The organism is Frankia tisae, assembly GCF_025403405.1.
Classification (GTDB): Bacteria; Actinomycetota; Actinomycetes; order Frankiales; family Frankiaceae; genus Frankia; species Frankia tisai.
Genome location: NZ_JANEZT010000072.1, coordinates 1 through 20,971, shown reverse-complemented (window position 1 = coordinate 20,971; position 20,971 = coordinate 1). Strand labels below are relative to the sequence as shown.

The 20,971-nt window shown below is 72.0% G+C and carries 17 protein-coding genes and 1 pseudogene; 4 read left to right on the top strand and 14 right to left on the bottom strand.

All coding sequences use genetic code 11. The features are described from left to right. Nucleotides 1-7 precede the first annotated feature (7 nt). On the bottom strand, nucleotides 8-196 hold the full coding sequence (locus tag NBZ85_RS09660; RefSeq protein WP_261561819.1) for a hypothetical protein: 189 nt from the start codon (nucleotides 194-196) through the stop codon (nucleotides 8-10). A gap of 88 nt (nucleotides 197-284) precedes the next feature. Beyond that, nucleotides 285-800, bottom strand: a complete 516-nt coding sequence (locus NBZ85_RS09655; RefSeq protein WP_261556394.1) for a mycothiol transferase — start codon at nucleotides 798-800, stop codon at nucleotides 285-287. Nucleotides 801-925: 125 nt separating this feature from the next. Here NBZ85_RS09655 and NBZ85_RS09650 point away from each other — a divergent pair, with 125 nt between their 5' ends. Beyond that, nucleotides 926-1,249 (top strand): hypothetical protein, encoded by a 324-nt coding sequence (locus NBZ85_RS09650; RefSeq protein WP_261556393.1) that lies wholly within the window; start codon nucleotides 926-928, stop codon nucleotides 1,247-1,249. Between the two features lie 107 nt (nucleotides 1,250-1,356). Here the strand turns inward: NBZ85_RS09650 and NBZ85_RS09645 are convergent, their stop codons facing one another. Further along, nucleotides 1,357-2,403, bottom strand: a complete 1,047-nt coding sequence (locus tag NBZ85_RS09645; protein ID WP_261556392.1) for an aldo/keto reductase — start codon at nucleotides 2,401-2,403, stop codon at nucleotides 1,357-1,359. A gap of 489 nt (nucleotides 2,404-2,892) precedes the next feature. Here NBZ85_RS09645 and NBZ85_RS09640 point away from each other — a divergent pair. After that, a pseudogene (locus NBZ85_RS09640) lies at nucleotides 2,893-3,300 on the top strand (M50 family metallopeptidase); the annotation flags it as partial. A gap of 126 nt (nucleotides 3,301-3,426) precedes the next feature. Here the strand turns inward: NBZ85_RS09640 and NBZ85_RS09635 are convergent. The 11 genes from NBZ85_RS09635 to NBZ85_RS09585 form a co-directional block, all read right to left on the bottom strand. After that, nucleotides 3,427-4,323, bottom strand: coding sequence for an alpha/beta fold hydrolase (locus NBZ85_RS09635; RefSeq protein WP_261561818.1), 897 nt, complete (start codon nucleotides 4,321-4,323; stop codon nucleotides 3,427-3,429). Between the two features lie 169 nt (nucleotides 4,324-4,492). Continuing rightward, nucleotides 4,493-7,636, bottom strand: a complete 3,144-nt coding sequence (locus NBZ85_RS09630) for a CHAT domain-containing protein (RefSeq protein ID WP_261556389.1) — start codon at nucleotides 7,634-7,636, stop codon at nucleotides 4,493-4,495. Nucleotides 7,637-7,649: 13 nt separating this feature from the next. Further along, entirely contained in the window at nucleotides 7,650-7,895 is a 246-nt protein-coding gene (locus NBZ85_RS09625) for a hypothetical protein (RefSeq protein ID WP_261556388.1), read from the bottom strand. 66 nt (nucleotides 7,896-7,961) lie between these two features. Then, nucleotides 7,962-9,506, bottom strand: coding sequence for a TRAFAC clade GTPase domain-containing protein (locus NBZ85_RS09620; protein ID WP_261556387.1), 1,545 nt, complete (start codon nucleotides 9,504-9,506; stop codon nucleotides 7,962-7,964). A gap of 68 nt (nucleotides 9,507-9,574) precedes the next feature. Then, entirely contained in the window at nucleotides 9,575-12,136 is a 2,562-nt protein-coding gene (locus tag NBZ85_RS09615) for a GTPase-associated protein 1-related protein (RefSeq protein ID WP_261561817.1), read from the bottom strand. 16 nt (nucleotides 12,137-12,152) lie between these two features. Next, on the bottom strand, nucleotides 12,153-13,196 hold the full coding sequence (locus NBZ85_RS09610) for a TRAFAC clade GTPase domain-containing protein (RefSeq protein WP_261556384.1): 1,044 nt from the start codon (nucleotides 13,194-13,196) through the stop codon (nucleotides 12,153-12,155). A 140-nt stretch (nucleotides 13,197-13,336) separates the two neighbouring features. Further along, nucleotides 13,337-16,168: a fibronectin type III domain-containing protein gene (locus NBZ85_RS09605; RefSeq protein ID WP_261556383.1), complete on the bottom strand. Its 2,832-nt coding sequence runs from the start codon at nucleotides 16,166-16,168 to the stop codon at nucleotides 13,337-13,339. A gap of 74 nt (nucleotides 16,169-16,242) precedes the next feature. After that, the gene (locus NBZ85_RS09600; RefSeq protein ID WP_261556382.1) at nucleotides 16,243-17,889 is read right to left on the bottom strand and encodes an Hsp70 family protein; all 1,647 of its coding nucleotides are present in this window, start codon (nucleotides 17,887-17,889) and stop codon (nucleotides 16,243-16,245) included. A 33-nt stretch (nucleotides 17,890-17,922) separates the two neighbouring features. After that, nucleotides 17,923-18,747 carry a hypothetical protein gene (locus NBZ85_RS09595; protein WP_261561816.1) on the bottom strand — a complete coding sequence of 275 codons (825 nt, stop codon included), beginning with the start codon at nucleotides 18,745-18,747 and terminating at the stop codon, nucleotides 17,923-17,925. A 398-nt stretch (nucleotides 18,748-19,145) separates the two neighbouring features. Next, on the bottom strand, nucleotides 19,146-19,469 hold the full coding sequence (locus tag NBZ85_RS09590) for a hypothetical protein (protein ID WP_261559562.1): 324 nt from the start codon (nucleotides 19,467-19,469) through the stop codon (nucleotides 19,146-19,148). Nucleotides 19,470-19,504: 35 nt separating this feature from the next. After that, the gene (locus NBZ85_RS09585; protein ID WP_261559560.1) at nucleotides 19,505-19,945 is read right to left on the bottom strand and encodes a TerD family protein; all 441 of its coding nucleotides are present in this window, start codon (nucleotides 19,943-19,945) and stop codon (nucleotides 19,505-19,507) included. Between the two features lie 153 nt (nucleotides 19,946-20,098). Here NBZ85_RS09585 and NBZ85_RS09580 point away from each other — a divergent pair, with 153 nt between their 5' ends. Both NBZ85_RS09580 and NBZ85_RS09575 read left to right on the top strand, forming a co-directional pair. Further along, complete coding sequence (locus NBZ85_RS09580; RefSeq protein WP_261559559.1) at nucleotides 20,099-20,437, top strand: CATRA system-associated protein; 339 nt, start codon at nucleotides 20,099-20,101, stop codon at nucleotides 20,435-20,437. Nucleotides 20,438-20,439: 2 nt separating this feature from the next. Beyond that, nucleotides 20,440-20,971, top strand: a 532-nt coding sequence (locus NBZ85_RS09575) for a CATRA conflict system CASPASE/TPR repeat-associated protein (RefSeq protein WP_261561815.1), incomplete at its 3' end; no start/stop codon positions are given.

Here is a 20,971-nt window from a genome sequence, read left to right as displayed (position 1 = left end):
GGGTGACTCAGGGTGTTTCGGGGGCGCCCTCGGTCGGTTGCCAGAAGGGGATCTCGGGCGGGTTGGCGACCCCGGCGTCTCGCATGAGAATGTCGATGGCGGGTGGGTCGATGAAGAACTGGTGGAAGGCCTCGGTGGGCCGCCAGACGTCGAGCACGATGAGCTGACCGTCGCCGGCAACGAAACAATGGGGCACGACGCCTACCTTTTGCCGAATATGCGATGGGATCCTGGCCGCGGTGACGAAACGTCCGGGCGGCCGGTGGGCCGTCGTCCCGGCGCCGTCACGACTGCCTTCGCTCGATGATGCCTCGCAGAAACGCCGCCTGGCCCACATGCTGGAGGTCGTCCGAAACGACGCTGATCAGGCGGACCCCAAGGGTGACAGGGGGCTCCCACCGTTCGTCCACCACGCGGTCGAAGTCGCTGTCGGTGAGCGTGGCAAGGTAGCGGACGGTCTGGTCGTGGACGGCCTCGTGGTAGCCGACGAGCAGCGCCGGGTCGGCCACCCGGACGGCGTCGACCTCCTCGGTCGTGTGCCCGTAGCCGAGCGACGCGACGGGCAGCGCCAGCGCGAACCGGTCCGCGAAGCCGCCCGCGGTCCAGACCTGCTCGAGCCCGGCGACGTCGGCGACGTGGTCGTCCTGAACCCGAGTCAGGTGCCACACCAGCCAGCCGATGGAGTTGGACGTCCCGTCGACGCGGAGGGCGAGCTGCTCCTCGTCGAGCTCGGCGAGGGCGTCGCGCACCTCGTCCCGGATCCGCCCGAAGGCATCGGCGAGAAGATCGGAACCGTTCATCGCGCGGGCTCCCCCCACATGGTCGCTGCAATTCCAACGGCATCGGGGGCGATCTTAGGGCGGCCGGTCCGGTCCGGTCGCGGCACCGGGCTCGCGCCCAGCCATCTGCGCCGTCTGCGCCGGTAATGACGTCGACCGCAGGGGTGGCGGCCAGGCACAATCGGGCCGTGGAGATCTGCGTGCTGGGCCCGCTGGAGATCCGGACCGGATCCAGGGTCCCCGCGGCGACGGTCGGCGTCGCCGACGCCCCCTTCGCCCGGCTCGACGAACGCCGCGTCGTCGCGATCGAACGCCGCGTCGTCGCGATCGAGGGCCGCCTCGTCGCGATCGAGGGCCGCCTCGTCGCGATCGAGGGCCGCGTCGACGCCGACCTGCGCCTGGGCGCCGGGGCGGAGCTGGTGCCCGAGCTGGCCGAGCTCGTCTGGGCCCATCCACCCGCGAGTCGCTGACAGCCCGCTGACGCCGCGCCCGAGCTCGGTGACGGGTGGCCGGCCTTCCTTGCCTTCCACAGGGTTCGGCGTCCGGTTTCCCCTGTGGAAGGGCAAGGAAGGTGCGGTCAGCCGGTGCGGCGGCGGGACGCGGGTCGCAGGGACGGATCCCCGCTGTGGTGCTCGACCCCCGCGATGTCGGTGCCCGGGGGGACGACCTTGTCGATGGCGTCGAGGGTGGTCGTGTCGAGGGTGATGTCGGCGCCGGCGAGCACGTCGTCGAGCTGCACCATCGTCTTCGGCCCGATGATCGTCGACGTCACCGCCGGGTGGCTGTCCACGAACGCCAGTGCCAGGTGAGTCAGCGAGATCCCGGCCTGCTCGGCGATCGTGGCGAGCCCCTCCACCGCGTCGTACCGGGCGGGCGTGCTCGGGTCCTCGTCCAACCCGGCACCGCCGCGGCGGCGGGCGAACATACCCTCCGATCCGTAGCGCGCGCCCGACGGGATCTCGGCGTCCCGCCGGTACTTACCCGTCAGCCAGCCGCCGGCCAGCGGGCTCCACGGGATGACGCCCACGTCGTGGCGCAGCGTCGCGGGCAGCACTCCGTCCTCGATCGACCGGGCGAAGATCGAGTACTGCGGCTGCTCGCAGACGAACCGCTCGCTGTTGCGCCGGCGCGCGGCCCACTGCGCCTCGACGATCCAGTCGGCGGGGAACGACGACGAGCCCAGGTAGCGGACCTTGCCCTGATGGACGAGGTCGGTCAGGGCGCCGAGGGTCTCCTCCAGGTCGACGTCCCAGTCGTGGCGGTGCACCTGGTACAGGTCGATGTAGTCGGTGTCGAGGCGGCGCAGGCTGTCCTCGACCGCCCGGGTGATCCAGCGCCGGGAGCCGCCGCGGTGGTTGCGCTCCTCGCCCATCTGGGTGAAGCACTTGGTGGCCAGGACGATGTCGTCGCGGCGGCCCTTGATGGCCCGGCCGACGATCTGCTCGCTCTCGCCCTGCGAGTAGACGTCGGCGGTGTCGATGAAGTTGATGCCCGCGTCGAGCGCGCGGCCGATAATGCGTACACACTCGTCGTGATCGGTGTTGCCGAAGGCGCCGAACATCATGGCGCCCAGGCACTGGGTGCTGACCTCGACGCCGGTCCGGGCGAGCTTGCGGTACCGCATGGGTGGAGCCTCCTGCTCGTCATCGTTGGCCCTGCAGGTGTCCTCGCCGATCCCGCGCGGCCGCGGCCGTCCCCGTGCTGCCTGGCCGGAGGGATCGAGCGGGCAGGGCTCCGGGCAGGCGGGGATCGTTCAGCATGGATCGTCGCCCCAGCAGACCGTAACGATGAGAGCGCGCTCCAAGTCAACCCCGGGGCAGGCGATCCGGCAGGTGATTTCTCGGTTCTGCTCGAGGGGCGATCCCGGAAACCGGAATGAGGCGGGGAAGCGGCCGTTGCGGGCTGGGATGATCGTCCGCAGGCTCGGGGGAGGCCGCCGCGTCGTGCCGGCGAGACGTGCCTGGCGGACCGCGGCGGGACCTGCGCGGCGGGACCTGCGCGGCGGGACCTGCGCGGCGGGACCTTTCGGCCGACCCCCAGGGAAGCAGCCTTGAGACGGGGGCTCGGTGGAAACGATGGTGGTCGGGTCGGGTGGGGCGCTGGCCGCCGTCTGGTGGAAGCGGACGGCAGCGGCTTGACCTGGTCCTTCGGCCGGCGCAGCGGGGTCGGGCTGTTCGCGACCCGGGCCGCGGGTTACCTCTTCCCGTCCCTCGTCGGGGTCTGCTCGGCGCGGCTGCTGGCAGCGGGGAAGGTCACGGCCGTCCTCATCCTGGGGGTGCTCGCGCTCGCCGCCCTGCTGCTCGTGGTGCGCAACGGCTTCGGCGAGCGCATGGTCGTCATCGTGGGGGCCTCCATCGTGCTCACCGCCCGCTACTGCCCGGACTGGGCACAGACCTGGTACGCCTACCTGCTCACCTGGGTGCTGCTGTTCTCCGGTCCGCGGTCGGTGCTGGTGCTGTACCGGGCCCGCCGGCTCGGCGCCGTCGGGTCGGACGCCGACAGGCTCGCCGGGAGCACCCACATCCCAGCCCTGCTCTGGATCGCCGCCTTCGCCGCCTTCGCCGCCTTCAGCCTGTGGTGCGCGCTGAAGGGTGCGACCCTGCTGGCCTGGCCTGGCCTGGCCTTCGCCAGCCCGGTGGGATGCCCGTCAACCGGCCAGGGCGCCGCCGGCCACGGCCGCCTCGGCGCGGGCGAGGTGGTCGACGACGGCGGCCAGCCAGGCGAGCGGACGGCTGATGTGCGGGCAGTGGCCGGCCTCGGCGATCACGGCGAGATGAGCGGCCTGGATGCCGTGCGCCAGGGTCTGCGCACTCGACCGCAACATGGAATCGCGCTCGCCGACGATGACGGTCGTCGGCACGGTGATCTCGCCGAGCCGGGGGACCAGCGAGGGATAACCGGCGAGTTCCCGGCCCAGCGCGGCAAGCGCAACCGCCCCGCCCCGGCCGTTGACACTGTTGGCGCCGGTGCGCGACACGATCGCGGCCACCCCCTCCAGTACCGCGGCCACGACGCGTTTCGCGATCGGGCCGGTGGCGGTGGCTGGGGTGGCCGCGGTGTCGACGAGGACGAGGGAGCGCACTCGGTCGGGGTGTTCCAGGGTGTATCGCAGTGCGATCACGCCGCCGAGGGAGTGGCCGATGAGGTGGATCCTGGCCGGTTCGAGTGTTGCGACCACGGCGGTGAGGTCGGCGAGGAGCAGGTCGAAGGTGTAGTCCGTTCGTCCGCCGGGTGCTCGGCCGCTCGCGCCGTGCCCTCGATGGTCGTAGGCGATGACGTGGCGCGATGCGGCCAGTTCGGGTGCCACCGCGGCCCAGTCCGCGGTGCTGCCGGCGATCCCGTGGACCAGCACGACCGGGCCGTCCTCCACGCCGGACCCCGCACGTGGGGCGTCGACCTCCTCACGTAAGGCGTCGACCCCCGCGTGTGGGGCGCCGGGCGGGGCTGTCGCGCCGGGCGGGCGGTCGTCGTCCGGCCGCACGTCCTCGACGTGCAGCTCCAGTCCCGCCGCCACCGGCAGCCGCCACCCGCTCGCACTGACCACGTGCACATCCTCACCTGGTCGGGTTGGCCGCGCGGTCGTCCGGGCGATCCCGTGGTCGGATGATGTCATAGGGCTCGCTCTCGCCAGCGGTGATCACCGCGTCGAGCACCCGGCGGGACGCGGCGAGATCGTCGATCCGCCGGCTTCGCCCGCCCGGGGTCGGCGTGCGCTATGGGCGGCCGAGGAAGGTGAAGGCGGCCCAGTAGACGGGATGCTCGTGGCTTCGGCGGGACTCCCAGGCATGGCGGGAAGCGGCCGGTGCGCCGGCGGCCGGTGCGTACCGGGGAATGCGGAGCAGATCCGGGAACTCGCGGACCTTCTCTCCGTTCGTCGTGCGGCGTACCCAGAGCTGGGCTCGGCGCAGGGCGTGGTCCGCGTCGACGCCCTCATCCCGCCAGAGCTGGTAGAAGCGGGCCATCAGCGCCGAGCTGGCGACGTCGTCCACCGACCACTGGGTGGCCACGACGCCGGTCGAACCGGCCTGGAGCAGGCCGGTGGCGAGGCTGACGAGCTCGTCCGGCAGGTCGTCGCCGATGACGGCAGTCTGGCAGGCGGACAGCACGGTCAGGCGGGGATTCAACCCGTCGAGCCCACCGATGTCCCGCAGGGTGATCAGCTGGCCGCCGGCGAGCTGCAGGTGGCTGCCGAGTGGGTCCATCGGCCTGGCCGTCGCGTGACAGGCGAAATGCAGCACGTCGGAGGCGGCCAGGATCGACAGCACCCGCGCCCGGGTTGCCTCGCCGCCGCGAAGGACCTGGGCGTCCGGTCCGAAGTGCCGCGCGATGATGTCGGTTTCGATCTGCGCCCCGGGCAGCGCACGCTGCCCGGCCGAGGCGGGATCGGCGACGGCGAGCAGCAGTTCGCCGGAGCGGTCCGGGCGGGCCGCGCCCTGGTGGGCGCCGAGCGCGCGGGCGCTCGGCGCGTAACCGAGGGTGAGCCGGTCGAGGGCGTAGGAGCCCCCGCCGCCGTCGGTCGCCGGCAGCGTCACCGCGTGCAGGGGCGCGGAACCGAGCAGGCCGTCGGGCACGAGGACGGCTCGCCGGTAGGGCGCGAGCAGCTTCATCACCGGCCCCATCACCGCCCGCCCGAGCCAGCGGGAGGCCTCGTCGTAGGCGTCGAAGTCGCCGTCCTCGGCGGCCAGCACGCACCGGCCGACCCAGGTGCGTTCGTGGGCGATGGTCAGCTCAGGAAGCCAGACGACCTCGACCGCGGTGTGCCGCGAGGCGGTGACCACGAGGGCGAGCCCGCCGCGTGGCGTGGCGGCGAGGTAGACGAGCGGCACCCGTGCGGCGCGCACGACGCCCTGGACGTCGGCGAACGACGGCGGGAGCAGGAAGGTTTCGTACCCCGGTACCGACCTGATCTCGTCCACCACCCGGCGGAGCTGCTCGCGGGCGTCGCCGAGCTCGTCCGACAGCTCGCGCAGGGGCGCCCCGGGGTCCTGCCCGGTGGGGTCGATCGTCGGAACGTACTCGTTGTCGTAGTCGGGTTCGAACATGCGCTCCGCCTTCGCACCGCGAGCCGCCGCGCGTTCGTACCGGTCCCGCAGGGCGCCGTGGCCGGCGGCGCTCAGCCGGTCCAGATCCACATGCTGGCGGTCCAGGGCCTCCGACAGCAGGACGGCCCGACCGGCTTCCAGCACCTCGACGGCCTGTTCGGCCCGGCCGAGGCGGGCCAGTGCGAACGCCGCCCGGGCGGCCATCGACCCGGCACGGCCCAGCCAGTCCTGCTTGTCCTCGCGCCGGGGGTAGAGGACGGCGATGGTCTGCAGGCCGGCCACGGCGTGCCCGTAGGCCTGTGCCGCCTCGGCGTAGTCCTCCCGGCGCCAGCCCAGATGTCCCCATCCCTCGGCGCACGGCACGGTCGCGAGCGGGCTCGAGCCCGCATGCGAGCAGGCGGCGCGCGACGCCCGGTAGGCCCGCGCCGTGTCCTCGGGCAGCCGGGTCGTGGTGGCCTTGGCCTGCAGCACGCCGGCGAGCGTCGTCTGGACGGCCACCGCCTCCATCGATCCTTCGGGCATCAGTTCGGTCAGTTCCTCGAACCGGTCCATCGCCCGTTCCGCGGCCTCGTCGTCACCGTCGCGTTCCGCCCGGGCGGAGTCACAGTACGCGATCATTATCAGGATCGACGTCTTGGCGTGGCGCTCGACTGGACCCGTGCGCAGCGCCGACTCCAGCACGACGCGGGCCTCACGGAGATCGGCGGGACGCCCCAGGGCCATGTAGCGCTGCACGAGGAACCGGGCGAGAAGCTGGGCGGAACTGTGCACGAGGATGGTGTCACGCCAGTCCCGGCGCGCGTCCCGCAGGAGCTCGACGGCCCGGTTGAGGTCGTCGTGCCCGCGTCCCCGATGGGCCATGAAACGGGTGAAGCGGCAGATCGCGAGCATGTAGGCGAACGACGCCCGCTGCCGGTCGGTCCGGTTCGGTTCGTTCATCGCGCGTTCCTGGGCGTGGATCGCCTGGTTCAGGAACTCGGGATCCTGGGTCTGCCGGAACGAGGAGTAGTGGCGGAACGCCTGCGGATCCCACGCCGCCGGGCTCTCCTGGACAAAGCCCTGGGAGTGACTCGGCATGCTGTCCCGAATCCGTTGCGCCGTGCGCAGGTCGGCCGGGTCGTGACGCCGCTCGTGCCGATCGATGAGAGCGTCGACCAGCGCACCGCAGGCGAACTGGACGACCCCCTCGGGGTCCCCGCCGGCGGTGACGGGATCGAGCTGGTCGAAGACTTCCACGGCCCGGTCCAGGTCCCGCTCGCGCGCGGGGCTGAACCGGTACCGGATGGTCAGCGCGGCGAGGAGCGCGCCCTGGACGACCAGCTGCGACGGCGAGCCGTCGGCGACGCCGCCGACCGCCTCCTCGAGGAGATCGACGAACTCCTCGGCGTCCGTGGGATCGGAGGTGTGCCGGAAGCAGATCATCGCGGCCATGCCGAGCATGGCGGCGGCCCCGGCCCGGACCTCGCCCACCGGACCGGCCGCCCGCAGCAGCCGTGCGCCGATCTCGCGCGCCTCCCGGGCGTCCTCCAGCCGGCTGGTCGCGATGAGACAGGACATCAACTGCGCGTCGATCACGATGCGGACGGGGCCGGCCGTGTCGAGATCCCCATCGGTGCCGCGGATCACGTCGATGGCCCGGTCCAGATCCGAAAGATCGCGCCGGCACTGGAAGCGCGACTGCAGCGAGATCGCGAGGTTCTGGGTGGCGGCGAGCCGGCTCGGCAGGTCCGTCGCCGCGGCGAGGATCTGCTCGTCCTCGTCGACCGCCTCGTCGACCTCCGCACAGGGCACGATCGCGGTTCGGATCGCCGTCATCCTCCCGGCCATGTCAGCCCCGCTCCGCCGAGTCGTCGCCCGCCGCGCGCCAGACCGTCGACAGCAGCCTGTCGATCATGTTCGTCGCCGCGGGTGCCGAGAAGGCCGCCGGGTGACGATCCGGGCCGGACCGGTTCGCGACGACGACCAGCGCGATGACGCCCGCGACGAGCAGGATCGCCAGCGCGGCCAGCGGCACCGAGATCCAGAACAGGCTCCGGCGCCACCGGCGGTACGGGTCGATCTCGGTGGCGCTCACGGGCGACGCTCCCCGACGGCGTTGGGCACTGCCACCATCCCGATCACCATCCCGATCATCGAGACATCACCCCGACAGCCGCAGGCCCTGGCGCGCGAGCGTCCAGGACGTGAGTCGTTCGACGCTGTCGTCGACCTGATGGTCGGCGGAGACGACGGACGTCGTGAGAAAGAAGGAGACCTCGCCGAACGCGTGCCGCATCGCCCGAAGCATGTTCCCCTGGTGCAGGTTCTCGTCGAGCCAGCGCGCGACGGCCTCGTCGCCGTCCTCCACGCCGTCGTCGCTCAGTAGCCGGCTGATGAGATCCCGTTTGCTCACGACGACGACGAGCCGGCTCTTCTCCGTCGGCACACCCATCGCTTCGAGGTTCTGGACCGTCTGCGCAAAGACGAACTCGGGTTCGCGCCGCGCCCGGATGCTGCGGTTCCGGTCCTGGGCGCCGCGGTCGAGTCGGGACCACAGACCGTCGATCGAAAGGGGGTCGACGACGAAGAGAAAGGTGCGTGCCAGCCGGAGGAACTGCAGCTCCTGCAGCCGGTCGGATTCGTTGAAGTACTCGCCGGCCGGATCGAAGACGTGCACCAGCCGGCGGCTGCCGCGACGGGGCTCGATGTACATCGAGTAGGCCCGCGGCAGCCGGATCCTGGTCTTCGCGACGTTGTCCGAGCCGAGGAGCTCGCGGCGGGCCTGGGCGTCCCACCGCCGGGTGTCCTCGTCGGCGAGCTGCAGGGTGGCGTCGCTGCGCCGGGCGATCGCGTCGACGGCCATCATGATGACGATCATCAGGCGGGTCTTGCCGGCTCCGGCCGCGCCGAACACCGGCAGGACGACCTCGGCGGAGGTGCCGACACGGTCGGCCAACGGGGCCTCGCAGTGCGCGCAGAACGCCTTCATGCGATAGCTGCCCAGCAGCAGGAGCGTGGGCAGGCGCTCCCCGCACGCGCAGACCCGCCGGACGACGCCGTACCGGCCGGGCCGCACGTCGTGGTGGCGGGCGGTGCAGTTGCGGCACTCGTAGACCGGGTAGAAGCCGCGTCGGTAGCAGGCCGGGCAGGTGATGCGCACACCCCGGATCCACAACAGGACGGTATCGACTCCGCGCAGCAGGTAGATCCCCAGCAGGGCGACCAGGCCGACGCCGAGCAGCACGATGCCCTGGGCCGCCGCCACCAGCGAGATCACGGTGAGGCCGAGCAGTGTTCCCGTCAGCTGGCCGACCGTGAGGACGACGCCGACCGGCCAGCGCCAGTCCATCGGCCCGTAGCCGAAGAACGTGTTCTTCACCTGGCGCCGGTGGCCGGTGACGATGGCCTTCAGCCGCGGCCAGACCAGCCGGTACGCGTGCCGCAGGTCGCGGCCGGCCTGCTGGAACAGGTACTGGCGGTACGCAGGCTCCCTGCCGTCCTCGGTGCGCCGCGGCGGCGGGCGTTCCGGCACGGCGGCGGCGGGACTGGGGCCCAGTCCCATCGCGCGGCCGAACTCCTGAAAGGAGGCGACTACCAGCAGCCCGGCGAAGTAGAGGGCCGTGGCCGCGGTGATGAACGGCCCGGGTATGGCGAAGAACAGGAAGATCAGCCAGGCGCCCAAGGCCAACAGGATCAGTGTGCCCAACCGTGGTCATCTCCCTGGCGCTGCGCTGTGGCCCGTCTCGGCGTCGTCGAATCAGGAACTCGTCACCGCTACCGGTTCTTCGTCCTTTTCTGTTCTGCCTTTTTCTTTCGTTCTGCCTTTTTCTTTTTTCGTTCCACGGCCTGCCGAGGTGCCCTGGCCTCGTTCTCGAGCCGGCGCCTCGTCCGCATCCGGCGCAACCAACCGGCGGCGTTCAGGTCCCGCCAGTCGGCGAACTCCGCGGCGACCGCGGAGTCGATCTTCCGGATCTGGGCCTGCACGGCCTGCAGGTCCTGGGAATGCCACCTGGTCAGCTCGTCGAGCAGATGCCGCTCGATGATCGCGACGACGGCGCGGGCGTTGTGGGCCCGCCTGCGCCGCAGCACGACCAGCACGTAGAACAGCCGGCCGGCGATGTCCGCCCGAGCCCGCTCACGGCCGAGGTAGGCGTGCACGCTGACGAGGTAGTGCTCCACCGCGTCCGGTGGGCAGGACTCGAAGATCGCGGGGAGTTCCCGGGCCGCGGCCCCGTTCAGCAGCTCGGTCAGCTTGCCGAGGTTGTGCCTGCGCTGCGTCTCGGGCAGCCGGTCGAGGTCCGAGGTCAGGACGGCGGCCTGCTTGTCGGGGGCGGTGGCGGCGGCGAGCCGGCGTCCGATGGTCGCCATCCGGGTGATGGTCGCGCGGGCGGGCTGGCTCAGCCGCGCCGCGATCGGCGCCTGCTCGACCGCGTGGCACAGCTCCTCGAGGTCGCCGAGGTCGCCGAGGTCGCTGAGGTCCGCCCCGCCGGCCGTGTCCGGGCGCTCCAGGGTGAAGACCGCGTTCAGCCAGGCCAGCGGGGCGGGCGCGGTCAGTTCGGCGTCGTCGAACCGCTGGAGCACGCCCAGCGCCTCGGCCGGGGTCCACGCTCCGCCGGGCCAGATTCGCCGCAGCAGGTCCGCGCGCACGGCGGGTCCGTCGCCCGGCCCTGGAGCGGCTGTCCGCAACCGTGCGATCTCGGCCAGCGTGTCCACCCGAAGCCGCGGGTCCCGGCGGGACCGGGCGATCAGCCGGGCCTCGTGCAGGGCGGGAACGTCCTGCGTCTCGTCGTCGCTCAGGGGCTCGACGAGGCCGTCGGCGATCGCGGCGACGAGCCGGTCGGGTTCGTCCGTCGCGACGGCGGCGAGATGGCGCACCACGCCCGCGCGCAGCGGCGCCCAGGCCCGCATCAGCTCCGCGTTCGCCGTTGAGCGCCCGGCCAGCACCGCAGGCCCGATCAGCCGTTCCCCGCAGGCCCGCAGCAGGTGGGCGGCCAGGTCAAGCTCCTCTCGGGCGGCCAGGTGCAGCAGCGCCGTCGCCACGTCGTCCGGGGCTCCGTACAGGGCCTGGGTGCAGCGGTCGCGGGCGTGGGCGCGGCCGGCGGCCGACTGCAGCGGCACGTTCCAGGTGCCGTCGGCGGGTTGGCGGGCCAGCAGCGCCTCGACCTCGAGGTCCACCGCGAGCATCTCCACGGCGACGGCCAGCCGCTCGGCGCCGCTCACCTCCGCCGCCGTCGTGAGGGCGGTGAGCGCGGCGCCCATGCCCGCCGGTCTGCCCTCGGCGAGCGCCTGCAGCGCGCCGACGCCGATCCGTTCGACCGTCCGCGGGTCCAGGGCCGCCGCCTGGCGGCTGAGCCACCGTGCCGCGGTGGCGGCCGCCGCCACCACCGTCGGCCCGGTGCCCGCCGGGCGTTCACCGGGCCAGAACAGCGCCGCGGCCAGCAGCGGATGCCACTGCGCCGATCGGTTCGGTATCCCGCCGCCCAGCTCGGCGGCGGCCGCCCACAGCGCGCCGGCGTGCTCCACGCCGGTCTCGACGAGCAGGTCCGCCCACGGCTCGACGGGCACCTCACTGCTGCGCGCGGCCGGTAGGTCGAACAGCAGGAAACTCGCGAACGCGCCGTCGCTGCGGTCGACGTCGGCGTCGGGCACCGTCGCCACCAGGTTCAGGTCGCTGTACGCGGGCCGGTGGTGGTAGGTGGCGAAGGACATCCGCTGGGCCAGGGACGGGGGAAGCAGGTAGGAGACGGCACCGATCCAGCTCGCGGCGGCCTCGCTGTCCTGCTCGACGAGGACGATCGTCTGACGCTCACCGGTGACGACCCGGGCCGCCGCGGACAGCAGGGCTGGAAGCATGGCCCGGCCGCCGTGCGCCTGCAGGAAGGCGGCGACCCGGCGGCGGTCGAGCTGTCCGCGCGGCGGTTGGCCGCTGAGTACCGGCAGGTCGACGCTGGTGGTCACCGGGGTGGAGGTCCACACCGGCGCACCCCACAGCTCGATGGGCAGGGCCTCGCCGAGATCCGCCGCGGTGTCCTCGGTGACCAGGGCGTGCGCGAAATAGTTCCCGAACCGGTTCGAGTAGTCCGCGCCCACGAAGACGACGTTCGCCAGCACCGTGCCGTCCTCGGCCGGGGAGAAGCAGAGGTTCACCGGGCAGGCGGCTATCGCCGCGGCGTCCGCGTTGTACGGAAGCGAGCTCGGCGGATCGTAGGCGGTGAACGACTCGACCCGCCTCAGCAGCTCCGGCGCGATCCCGGGGCTCGTCGCGTTGAACTGGAATCCGGGGTATCCCGAGAGGCCGACCTCACACGACGTGTAGTACAGCTGCCTGAACACCATGTCGGCCCTTCCGCCGTCAGCCTTTTGTCCTGGGGATGGCGCCGAACTCGCTGAGCAGCCAGAGAAGCGGGTCGGCGACCCGGTAGGGCTGGACCACGCCGGTCGCCACCCGTCGGTCGGCCGTGGGGGTGGCCCCGAGCGCCGACAGCCCGAAATACCGGTAGCGCGAGTAGTTGTGGCGCAGGGTCTGGTCGATGGCCGACCCCTCCCATTCGTCCAACAGCGCCCGGACATGGTCGTGGACGCTGCGGCTGTCGGCCGAGTCGAATCGTGAGCCGACCGGCTGGGAACGGCGCAGGGGGCTTTCCTCGGGCAGGCCGCGTGTGAGCGCGTCCATCTTCGAGAACGCCACCGCAACCGGGGTTCGGATCAGCTCGGACGGCTTCGTCCCCCGCGCCCGCTGCAGCAGGTCGGTGATGCGTCCCAAAACGCTGACCGGGCTTTCCAGGTCCTGCTCGCGGGGGCGAGGGGCGTCCGGTTCGGCCTGGCCCCGGGCGCCCCGCATCGTCAGTGGATCGAGGAGCAGGATGATGCCCGCGGCGCTGGCGAGGTAACGGGCGTTCTGCTCGACGCTGTCCGCCGAGTTCAGGTCCTCGCCTGCGGTGTCGAAGAAGGACAGCACGGTCCGTTCCTGGCGTGCGCGGCCCAGACTCCGCCCGCGCACCGTGAAGGTGAATACCAAAGGCCGGCGCGAGGTCGGCGCCGTCGAACGCTGTGTGGGCGCGGCCAGCTCGTGCTTGTCGTAGAGCGGCGCCTCGTACCGCCGGCGGAAACTGTCCCTCGTCTCGTCGTCGGCGCCGAGCACCGACGCGTCGAACCGGATCCCGATCGAGTGCATCAGCTCGTGCAGCAGGACGGTCATGAACACCGTCTTGCCGCTTTCCTTCGCACCGACCAGTGCGATGAGCCGGTTCTCGACCTTGCCGAAGTGAACCGGAAGCTGGGTATGGCATTCCGGGCACAGCCGGTAGTTCGTCTCGGCGCGGCACTCCTGGTGGATGGCGGAGCGCTTGCGGCCATCCGCCGAGAATGCCGGGGGGAGCTGCCCGGCGAACCCCATCCGCTTCGCCAGCCGTTCGTCCCGACGGCTCGAACATGCCTTTCCGGTGGGGCCCGGACGGCCGGAACACCGGAACCATATGTCCCTCTCCGCAAACTGTTGGTAGCAGTACGGACAGACCAGTCTGCTGCTCATTGGTGTCACCTCGTCCGGTGGCCGCGAACCAATGTCACCCGGGTGTGCCGGCCGTTCGGCGGCGCGTTCGGGTCGACGAAGCAGGCGAGCCCGGCGACGGCGCGACGCGGTGCCGAGAGCGTGACCAGCGCCTTCTTCCGCGCGACGAGCTCCTGGGCTGGAAGGCTGGCCAGCACGGCGCCGTGGGCCGCGCTCAGCGGCATGATTCCGTCCGGTCTGACGACCACGACCAGCGGCGGCAGCAGGCAGGAATGGCCGCAGACCAGCTCGAGGACGACTCGCCACCACAGCAGGTGCGCCGGGCGGACGTGGTAGGTCACCTCGACGGCACGCCCCGGCACGTGCACGGTCACGGGCGGGGAGGTCGTGCGACCGTCCTCCCCGACGGTCACTGTCTGTACTGAAATTGTGACAGAATCTTCGCCGACCTGGATCTCCATCCCGCCGTCGTCGGTGTAACGCCGCGGCCGGATCTCAACCTCGCCGCCCGCCCTGCCGCCCGCCCTGCTGCCCGACCCGCTGCCCGACCCGCCGTCGGAGGTGTCGGCGGGGTTCCAACGGACCTGCGCCAGGCTCGCGCCCTGCGGCCAGTCCCACCGTAGGCGGACGGCATCGCCGAACCGGGTTGCGGTCAACCCGCGCACCGCGTCCGCAAGCGAGATCGACACGGTGGTGCCGACGACCGCGACCGAACCGCCCGCGGTGGCGGTGACCGCGGTGAGGAACGTGCGGCCGTGCCGCGGACGGACAGCGAGCGCGACCCGGCCGTCGCCGCGCCGCACCGGGCCGCCGGGAAGCACGACCCCGTGCCGGGAGACCTCCGAGACGGGTACCCGAGTCCCCGGCGTCCACCGCGGCGCGGCCGAGGCCATCCGGATCTCCACGGTGCCGGTGGCCGGCGGCGTCCAGGTCACGATCGCCGACTGGCTGCTGGACGCCGACTGGCTGCCGGACGCGGACTGGCTGCCGGACGCGGACTGGCTGCCGGACGCGGACTGGCTGCCGGACGCGGACGATGCCGATTCGGCGGGCAGCTCGAAGGCGAGGTCCGTCACCGGTTCGGGAGGTCGCTGCGGACGGGCGGTGACGACCAGTCCGGCCGAGCTGTGCCTGGTTCCGTCCGCCGCGAGGTAGACCGCCTCGATCCGGTACTGGTACGTCCGGTCCGGGCGGAGGCCGAGATCGGTGAAGCCGGTCGAGGTGACCGACGTCGGCTTCGACCCGCGGCCGGTGCTGGCCTGGTCGGTCCGCCGCACGACGACTCCGTGGATCCCCGCCGGAGCCCGCCAGGAGCCGGTCACGGAGCTCGTGTCGGCGACCACCGCGAGGTCCTGGACCTCCGGGGTGAGCAGCATCGCGGCGGCGTGCGTGCCCGGTGACCAGATGCCCTCAGCACGGCTGGCGAAGACCGTGTAGAAGATCCGTTCCCCCGGCGGCGGGGTCTCGTCGATCGCGGTGTTGGTCGAGGTCCGCGCGACGAGCGTCCCGGCCTCCGGCGCGGTCGCGGGCTGGCGGGACGCCCGCACCAGCCGGTAGTGCACCTCGCCGGTGCGGGCGGGGCTCGGTGCCCAGCGCACGTTCACCCGGGCGCCGTCGATCCCCGCGTCGACGGAGGGCGGCGGCGGCGGCGGGATCGCCCGCAGCCTCGCCTGGATGTCGTCGCGGTCGGCCGCGATCTCGCCGGCCGCCGCCAGCAGCGCCGCAGCCCACTCCGGCCGGCCGGCGGCCCCGGCCTCGTCGGCCTCGGTCAGCAGCGTGCGGACCCTGGCCTCGGCGGCTTCGACCTGCCCGGCCAGCTCAGCCCGCTCGGCTTCCGGCGCCCTGGTGAGAAGCAGGCGGGCGGTGCGTAGCTGGCCGGCGGCGAGCGCCTCGTGGATCTCCTGGGCCGCCGTGTTGCCGGACCCGGCGCTGCCGGTCCGCCACGCCTCGACGAGCATCACCGCCAGCTCCTCGGCCTCGGTGCGTACCAGGCCCAGCGAGGCCGCCTGATCGGCGATCGCGCGCACCGGCAGGCCCGCCTCGATCCCCCCGCGCAGCGCCTCGACGACCTCCCAGCGGATCAGCGCCTCGAATCCGGTCGGGGCGCGGACAGCGCCCAGGACGATCACGAAGATGTTCTCTGCGGCGGTCTGGCGCTCGTCCTGGGCGCTGCGGGCGCGGGCCTGCCGCGCCCGGGTCACCTCCTGCTCGGTGACCGCCGCCGGCCCGGTGCCCGCCGTCGACGCCAGCCGGAAGCCGTCCCGAAGGTGGAAACCGGCGCGGACCCGGTCCGCCCCGAGAACGAGCTCCACGGACAGTCGCAGGCCGAGAACGGCCAGGGGGCCACGCAGGGCGCGGGCCTGGTTCGGCGGCGGCCCGGTCGGGAGCTCCCACTCGCGGTCCATGACCCGCAGGTTGTGTCGTCCCAACGCCGCCCGGACGGCGGCGGCGTCGAGCGCGCCGCCGCCACCCGCGGCGCCCGACAGCAGCCGCCCCACCATCGCCTCGGTGATGCACGGATTGGCCGCGGCGAGCGTTGTGACGAGGCGGTCCAGGTATTCCTGCTGTTCTCGGCGCGCACGCTCGCGGCGCTCCCGGAACGCGGCCGGCTGAAGCTGGCCGGCGCCGCGCAGTTCCGCGTGGGCGGCGAGCAGGGCGTCCGCGATCTCCGCATGGGTCTTCTTGAGCTTCAGCGCCCGCCAGTACCTCACCACCTGGTCGACGTGGGCGGTGAACAGCGCCGGATCGGCCGCGGTCGCCTCGTCGAGGTCGTAGCGCACGAAGAGGTCGGCGGGCACCCCCTGCCGCCGCGCGGGATCGACGACGCCCTTCCGGTACCGTTCGGCGTCGAACGCCATACCTGAACCCCCGAGTCACTCTCGTCCACCGACCGCGCCGGCGCTTCGCCGACGTCCGCTGCGCCTCCCGTCGGTTATTCGCTGAGCGTGTACCGCGCCACGGCGTTCCTCGCCCTCTCGACCTGCTCCTCGGTGAGTCCCTGGATCTGCAGCTCGATGTGCAGGTCCTTTCCGGTCTTGAGTTCGACCGCGTGGACCCGCAACACGCCGGTCTCGTTCATCGTGAAGGTGACGTCGATGGGGGAGTTGCGCGGCAGTGGCGGCAGCCCGTTGATCAGCCCCCGGCCGATCGCCGCGTTGTCGGCGAGCTCCTCGGAGACGGTGGCGCCGGCCTGCTCCCAGATCTCGATCTCGATCTCGGTCTGGTTGTCCTCGACGGTCCCGAACCGCTCGGTGTCGGGAGACGCCGGCAGCGGGGTGTTCGGCGGGAGGATGTGCGCCACCTTCTGCCGGCGCAGGTCCGCATCCGCGCTGTCCACAACCTTGATGCCGAACGCGCGGGGCACCACGGTGCGGACCTTCTTCTTCGCCAGCTCGCGGACCGCCTCGGTGGTGATGCCCAACTGGTCGGCGACCCGCTGCACGGCCGCCGGCGACGCCGCCGTGCCCTGCTGTCCGGGCTTTGCCTGCCCCGCCTGGCCGCCGTCGTCCCCGGGGAGTCGGAGCTTCACCGATTCGATCAGCGCGAAGCGGGCCGCGCCCTTCGCCACCGCGAGGTCCGGGTCGTGCAGCTTCGTCTCGAAACCGAAGCGCTCGGTGATGCGTGCGGCGACGGCGGGCATCCGTGTGGCGCCACCGACGAGGAGCACGTCGTCGAACGAGTCCACGCCCTTCTCCCGGGCGGTGGAGACGGTCCGCTCGGTGATGTCGAGCGTCCGTTCGAGCAGCTCGCCGGTGATCTGCTCGAACCTCTCCCGGGTCAGCTCGACACGGGCGGTGTCCCCGCCGAAACGCATGTTGTGCCGGCGCGACGTGGTGCTGCTCAGCGCCTTCTTCATCTCCTCCGCGGCGATCGTGAGTTCCTGGAGGAAGTCCTCGTTGTCGGCAGCCTCCGAATCGGGATGCTCGGCGAGAAAGCTCTCCAACAGATGCCGGACGATGCGCTCGTCCCAGTCGACGCCGCCGAGATGGTGGTCGCCGTCGGTGCAGACGACGTTGATCTCGTTGCCGGCAATCCTGATGACCGTCGTGTCGAAGGTCCCGCCGCCGAGGTCGTAGACCAGGATCGTGCGTTCCCCGGCCGGCGCGACCACCTCGTAGTGCAGCGCCGCGGCGACGGGCTCGGGCACGACGTTCAGCACGTCCAGCCCGGCGATCTTCCCGGCGTTGCGGGTCGCCTCCCGCTCCGCCACCCCGAAGTAGGCGGGCACCGTGATCACAACCTCGCGAACGGGTTCACCGGTGAACTCGGTCGCGGCCTTGGCCAGCTCGCTGAGGATCAGGGCGGAGATGCTCTCGGGGGTGTGCGTGATGCCGTGGAACGACAGCTCGACATCCTGCCCCATCTGCCGCTTGATCAGTGACACGACCAGATCCGGCTCGAGCTTCGCCGAGTTCTTCGCGTCCCGCCCGACCACCACGTTGTCCGGGGTCTCGAAATACACCACCGAAGGGGTGGTGTCCTCGCCGACCATGTTCTTCGCAACAGCAGGACGGCCGGTGTCGTCGATGTAGGCGACGCACGAATAGGTCGTGCCCAGGTCGATGCCGTAGGTTGCCATGGATCCTCGCAGGTGTGGGAGCCCGAACTGGTGTCAGAGCCCGGGCGGGACAGGGGCGGGCGAGGCCGGTGCGGAATTCGTGTCGGGGGTGGCGCCACCGGCCGGCGGCTGCTGGTGGCGGAAGACCCGGGTGCGCGCGGGCCGCCGCATGCGGCCGCTCTCCCGGTCCAGCACCCCGACCTGCATGACCTCGGCGACGGTGTTGTGGCGGGCGGGGTCGTCGGTCGCGAGCACGGACGCGGCGAGCTGGGCGCCGGACTGGAAACGCTCCCCGGGCGCCGGGCGGACCAGGTCGAAGCCGCACCGTTCCAGGGCAAGCTCCACATCGTCGGCGAAGCTCGCGAGCAGGTCAGCGGTGCGCGCGTCGCCGAGCCCGGCCATCCGCCCTGACTCGGCCGACAGACCGTCATGCAGCCTGAGCAGATCCGTGACGACCGGGTCCAGCAGCGCGCGGCGTACCCCGGACCGCTGTTCAAGGCGGTCCTCGTGCAGGCGGTCGATCACCGCCTCCCGGTGCGCGGAGCGCCGGTGGAACTCGGTGAGCGCGGCCTCGATGCCGGCGAGGCGGTCGAGGAGCGGGTCGGCCGAGGCATCGCCTCCGCCTGGTTCGGTCCGGCCGGTCATGTCGGCGGCGCCGGAGGCATCGGCGGAGGCGCCGCTGTGACCACCGCCAAGGGCATCGGGGGCATCGGCCGCGGTGGGGTCGGCCGGGGCGGCATCGGCCGCGGTGGAGTCGACCGGGGCGGCATCGGCCGGGGTGGGGCCGAGCGGCCGCGGCGCCTGGAACTGAGGGGGCGCGTCGCCGGCGGGCAGCGGAGGAAGGAACGGCGGCGCGGCTTCGCCGGAGTCTTCGAGCATGGCGGCAGACCAATCGGTAGACGAACGTGGACCGACGCCGCCGACGCCAGGTGGATGCAGCTTCGTCGGAGGCCCTGCCATCGGCGACGGTCTCGGGCCGGGCGGCGGGGCGATGCGGCGCAGTGTTCTCTTGCTCAGACAGAAAAGCAGGGACGCGACGTGAGCGTGCTCCTGACGCGGAGCAAGGAAATCCCCGGGTATTGGCTCGAAGCGGCGGCGGCGGTTTGCCGTTCCCAGCCGACCGATCCGCCGGACCGGTGCAGGTGGTCCGGCAGTCTCGACCTGGCCGGCACAGAAGCGATCATGACCTCCCCGACGCCGCCTCGAGTATATGTATTGCCTGTTCAGGCTGCCTGACCGTTGTGAACTGGCGGCGGGGAAGACTTTGCCGCCGTGACTCAACGCGTCTTGAACTCCACCGGCCCCGCGTCGATGGTGAACGTGCCGTCGGCGTGGAGAACCGGCCGCCGCTCACTGCGGGAGCGCGAGTAGGTCTCCACATGCTCGATGATGGCCTCCTCCTCGCCGGAAAGGTCGATGCGCGCTATCGCCACCCAGTAGGAGAAGTTGTCCCGATGGTACAAGGGTGTTTCTACCACCGAACCGACGTGGTCGTCGACCTGCACCGCCGCATGAAACCCGCGGAACGACCCGATGCCGTTCTCGACCGCCGAGTACGCGCAGATGAGGATGTGCCGGAAGGCCTGGGGGCGGGCGATCACGATTGTCTCCCGGCCGCGATGGCGGTCGCCGGTCGTCAGGCAGCAGCTTCACGTCTCGGAACGGCGAAGCGGGACCCCAGCCCCGCCAGCCCGTCGGCGACGCCGAAGCCAGCGGTGCGGTGGAACCAGCTCTCCCTGCGCCGGTACAGCTCCCCGGGGGTGTCCGCGAGGCGGCCGCCCGAGGCCGACAGGCTCAGCAGCACCTGGTCGCCCTCGGCGCGCAGCGCGTCCAGATCTATTTCCGCGCGTTCGGTCATCACCGCCGCGCCCGTTCTACCCAGATGCCGGATTGCACCGTCCGGACCGGCCGGGGCGGCGAAGTGGATGGCGTACGCGGAGCCTGGACCCGCGTCACTGTTCCCGCGGAACACGAGGATGAGATCGAGCCCGGGGGCCGTGGCGGAGTTCTCCCAGTTCAGGACCACGCGGATACGCCGCGCGCGAAGTGCTACCTGGCTGAGCAACATAAGAGACACGAGTGGCCCTCTCCGGAGTCGGCCTGACCGTAGCCCGCGCCGGATCGGGTCGGTGGACGGGCAACGGACGCATCATCGCGCAATCCCGGTGACGGCCGGACCGGTCCGCCGGCGGTAGGCTCGGGCACATGGGAGCACGGCGGTGAGGTGCAGGTGGTGATTGCAGACGGCGGGCTGGCGCCGCTGCGCGAGGCTCTTGGCGTCCGGTTGACATTGCGTAGTTGGGAGCGGTTCGGAATCCTCGTTGGTAGTCTTGAGGCGGCCTGGTCCGCGGGGGACGATGTGGGATTCACCAATTCCGTGGAACGGCTGGATCTCGCGCTGCGCAAGCGTGCGGCGCGCCTCGGCGAGGAGCCGGCCGTGCCGATGACGCAGCCCGTCCGCGAGCGGGTGAACAGAATGATTCACGTGCTGACCGATGCTTCCGGCGAAGAAATCCGGCGCCGCGAGGCACCACCGGAGGCTTCTGCGACGGCCGACGCCGGGTCCTGACCATGGCCGGCGATGCCGTGCAGGCCGGGTGGTCCGACCTGCGCGGGCCAGAGCTCGTGGTCCATCTGTATGCGTCGACGGATGGGCCCCGCGCGGTGCAGGCGTACGAGTTCCTGCGTGCCGTGTGGGCGGCCTGCCGGCGAGTGCTGGAGATGAAGCCGGCATTCGACCGGTTGGGCGTGCCCGCGCTGCTGCCGGCATCGATCGACGACCTGCGCGGGCGGGGCGTGCTCGCCGCCCAGCTGAGTCTCGGCGGCGGCGTGCACCAGGCCCTGCTCCGGCGCGACGATGATCTGCTCTGTCTGTCCGTCCTGCTCGCCCCGCCGGACGACGACGCCTTCGGCTGGTCGCAGCCGGAGGAGCAGTGGCGCCGGGTGGCGGGTACGCTTCCGCCGTCGCTGGTAGGAGCTGTGCGCCTCTACCAGGGGCACCTTGGCCGTCCCGGTGTGCCGGTGCCGGTGCCCGCGACGCCGGCGCTGGCCCGTTCCTGCGGCGCCACCCGGCCTGGGTGGGACCAGTCGCCGGGGTGGGAGG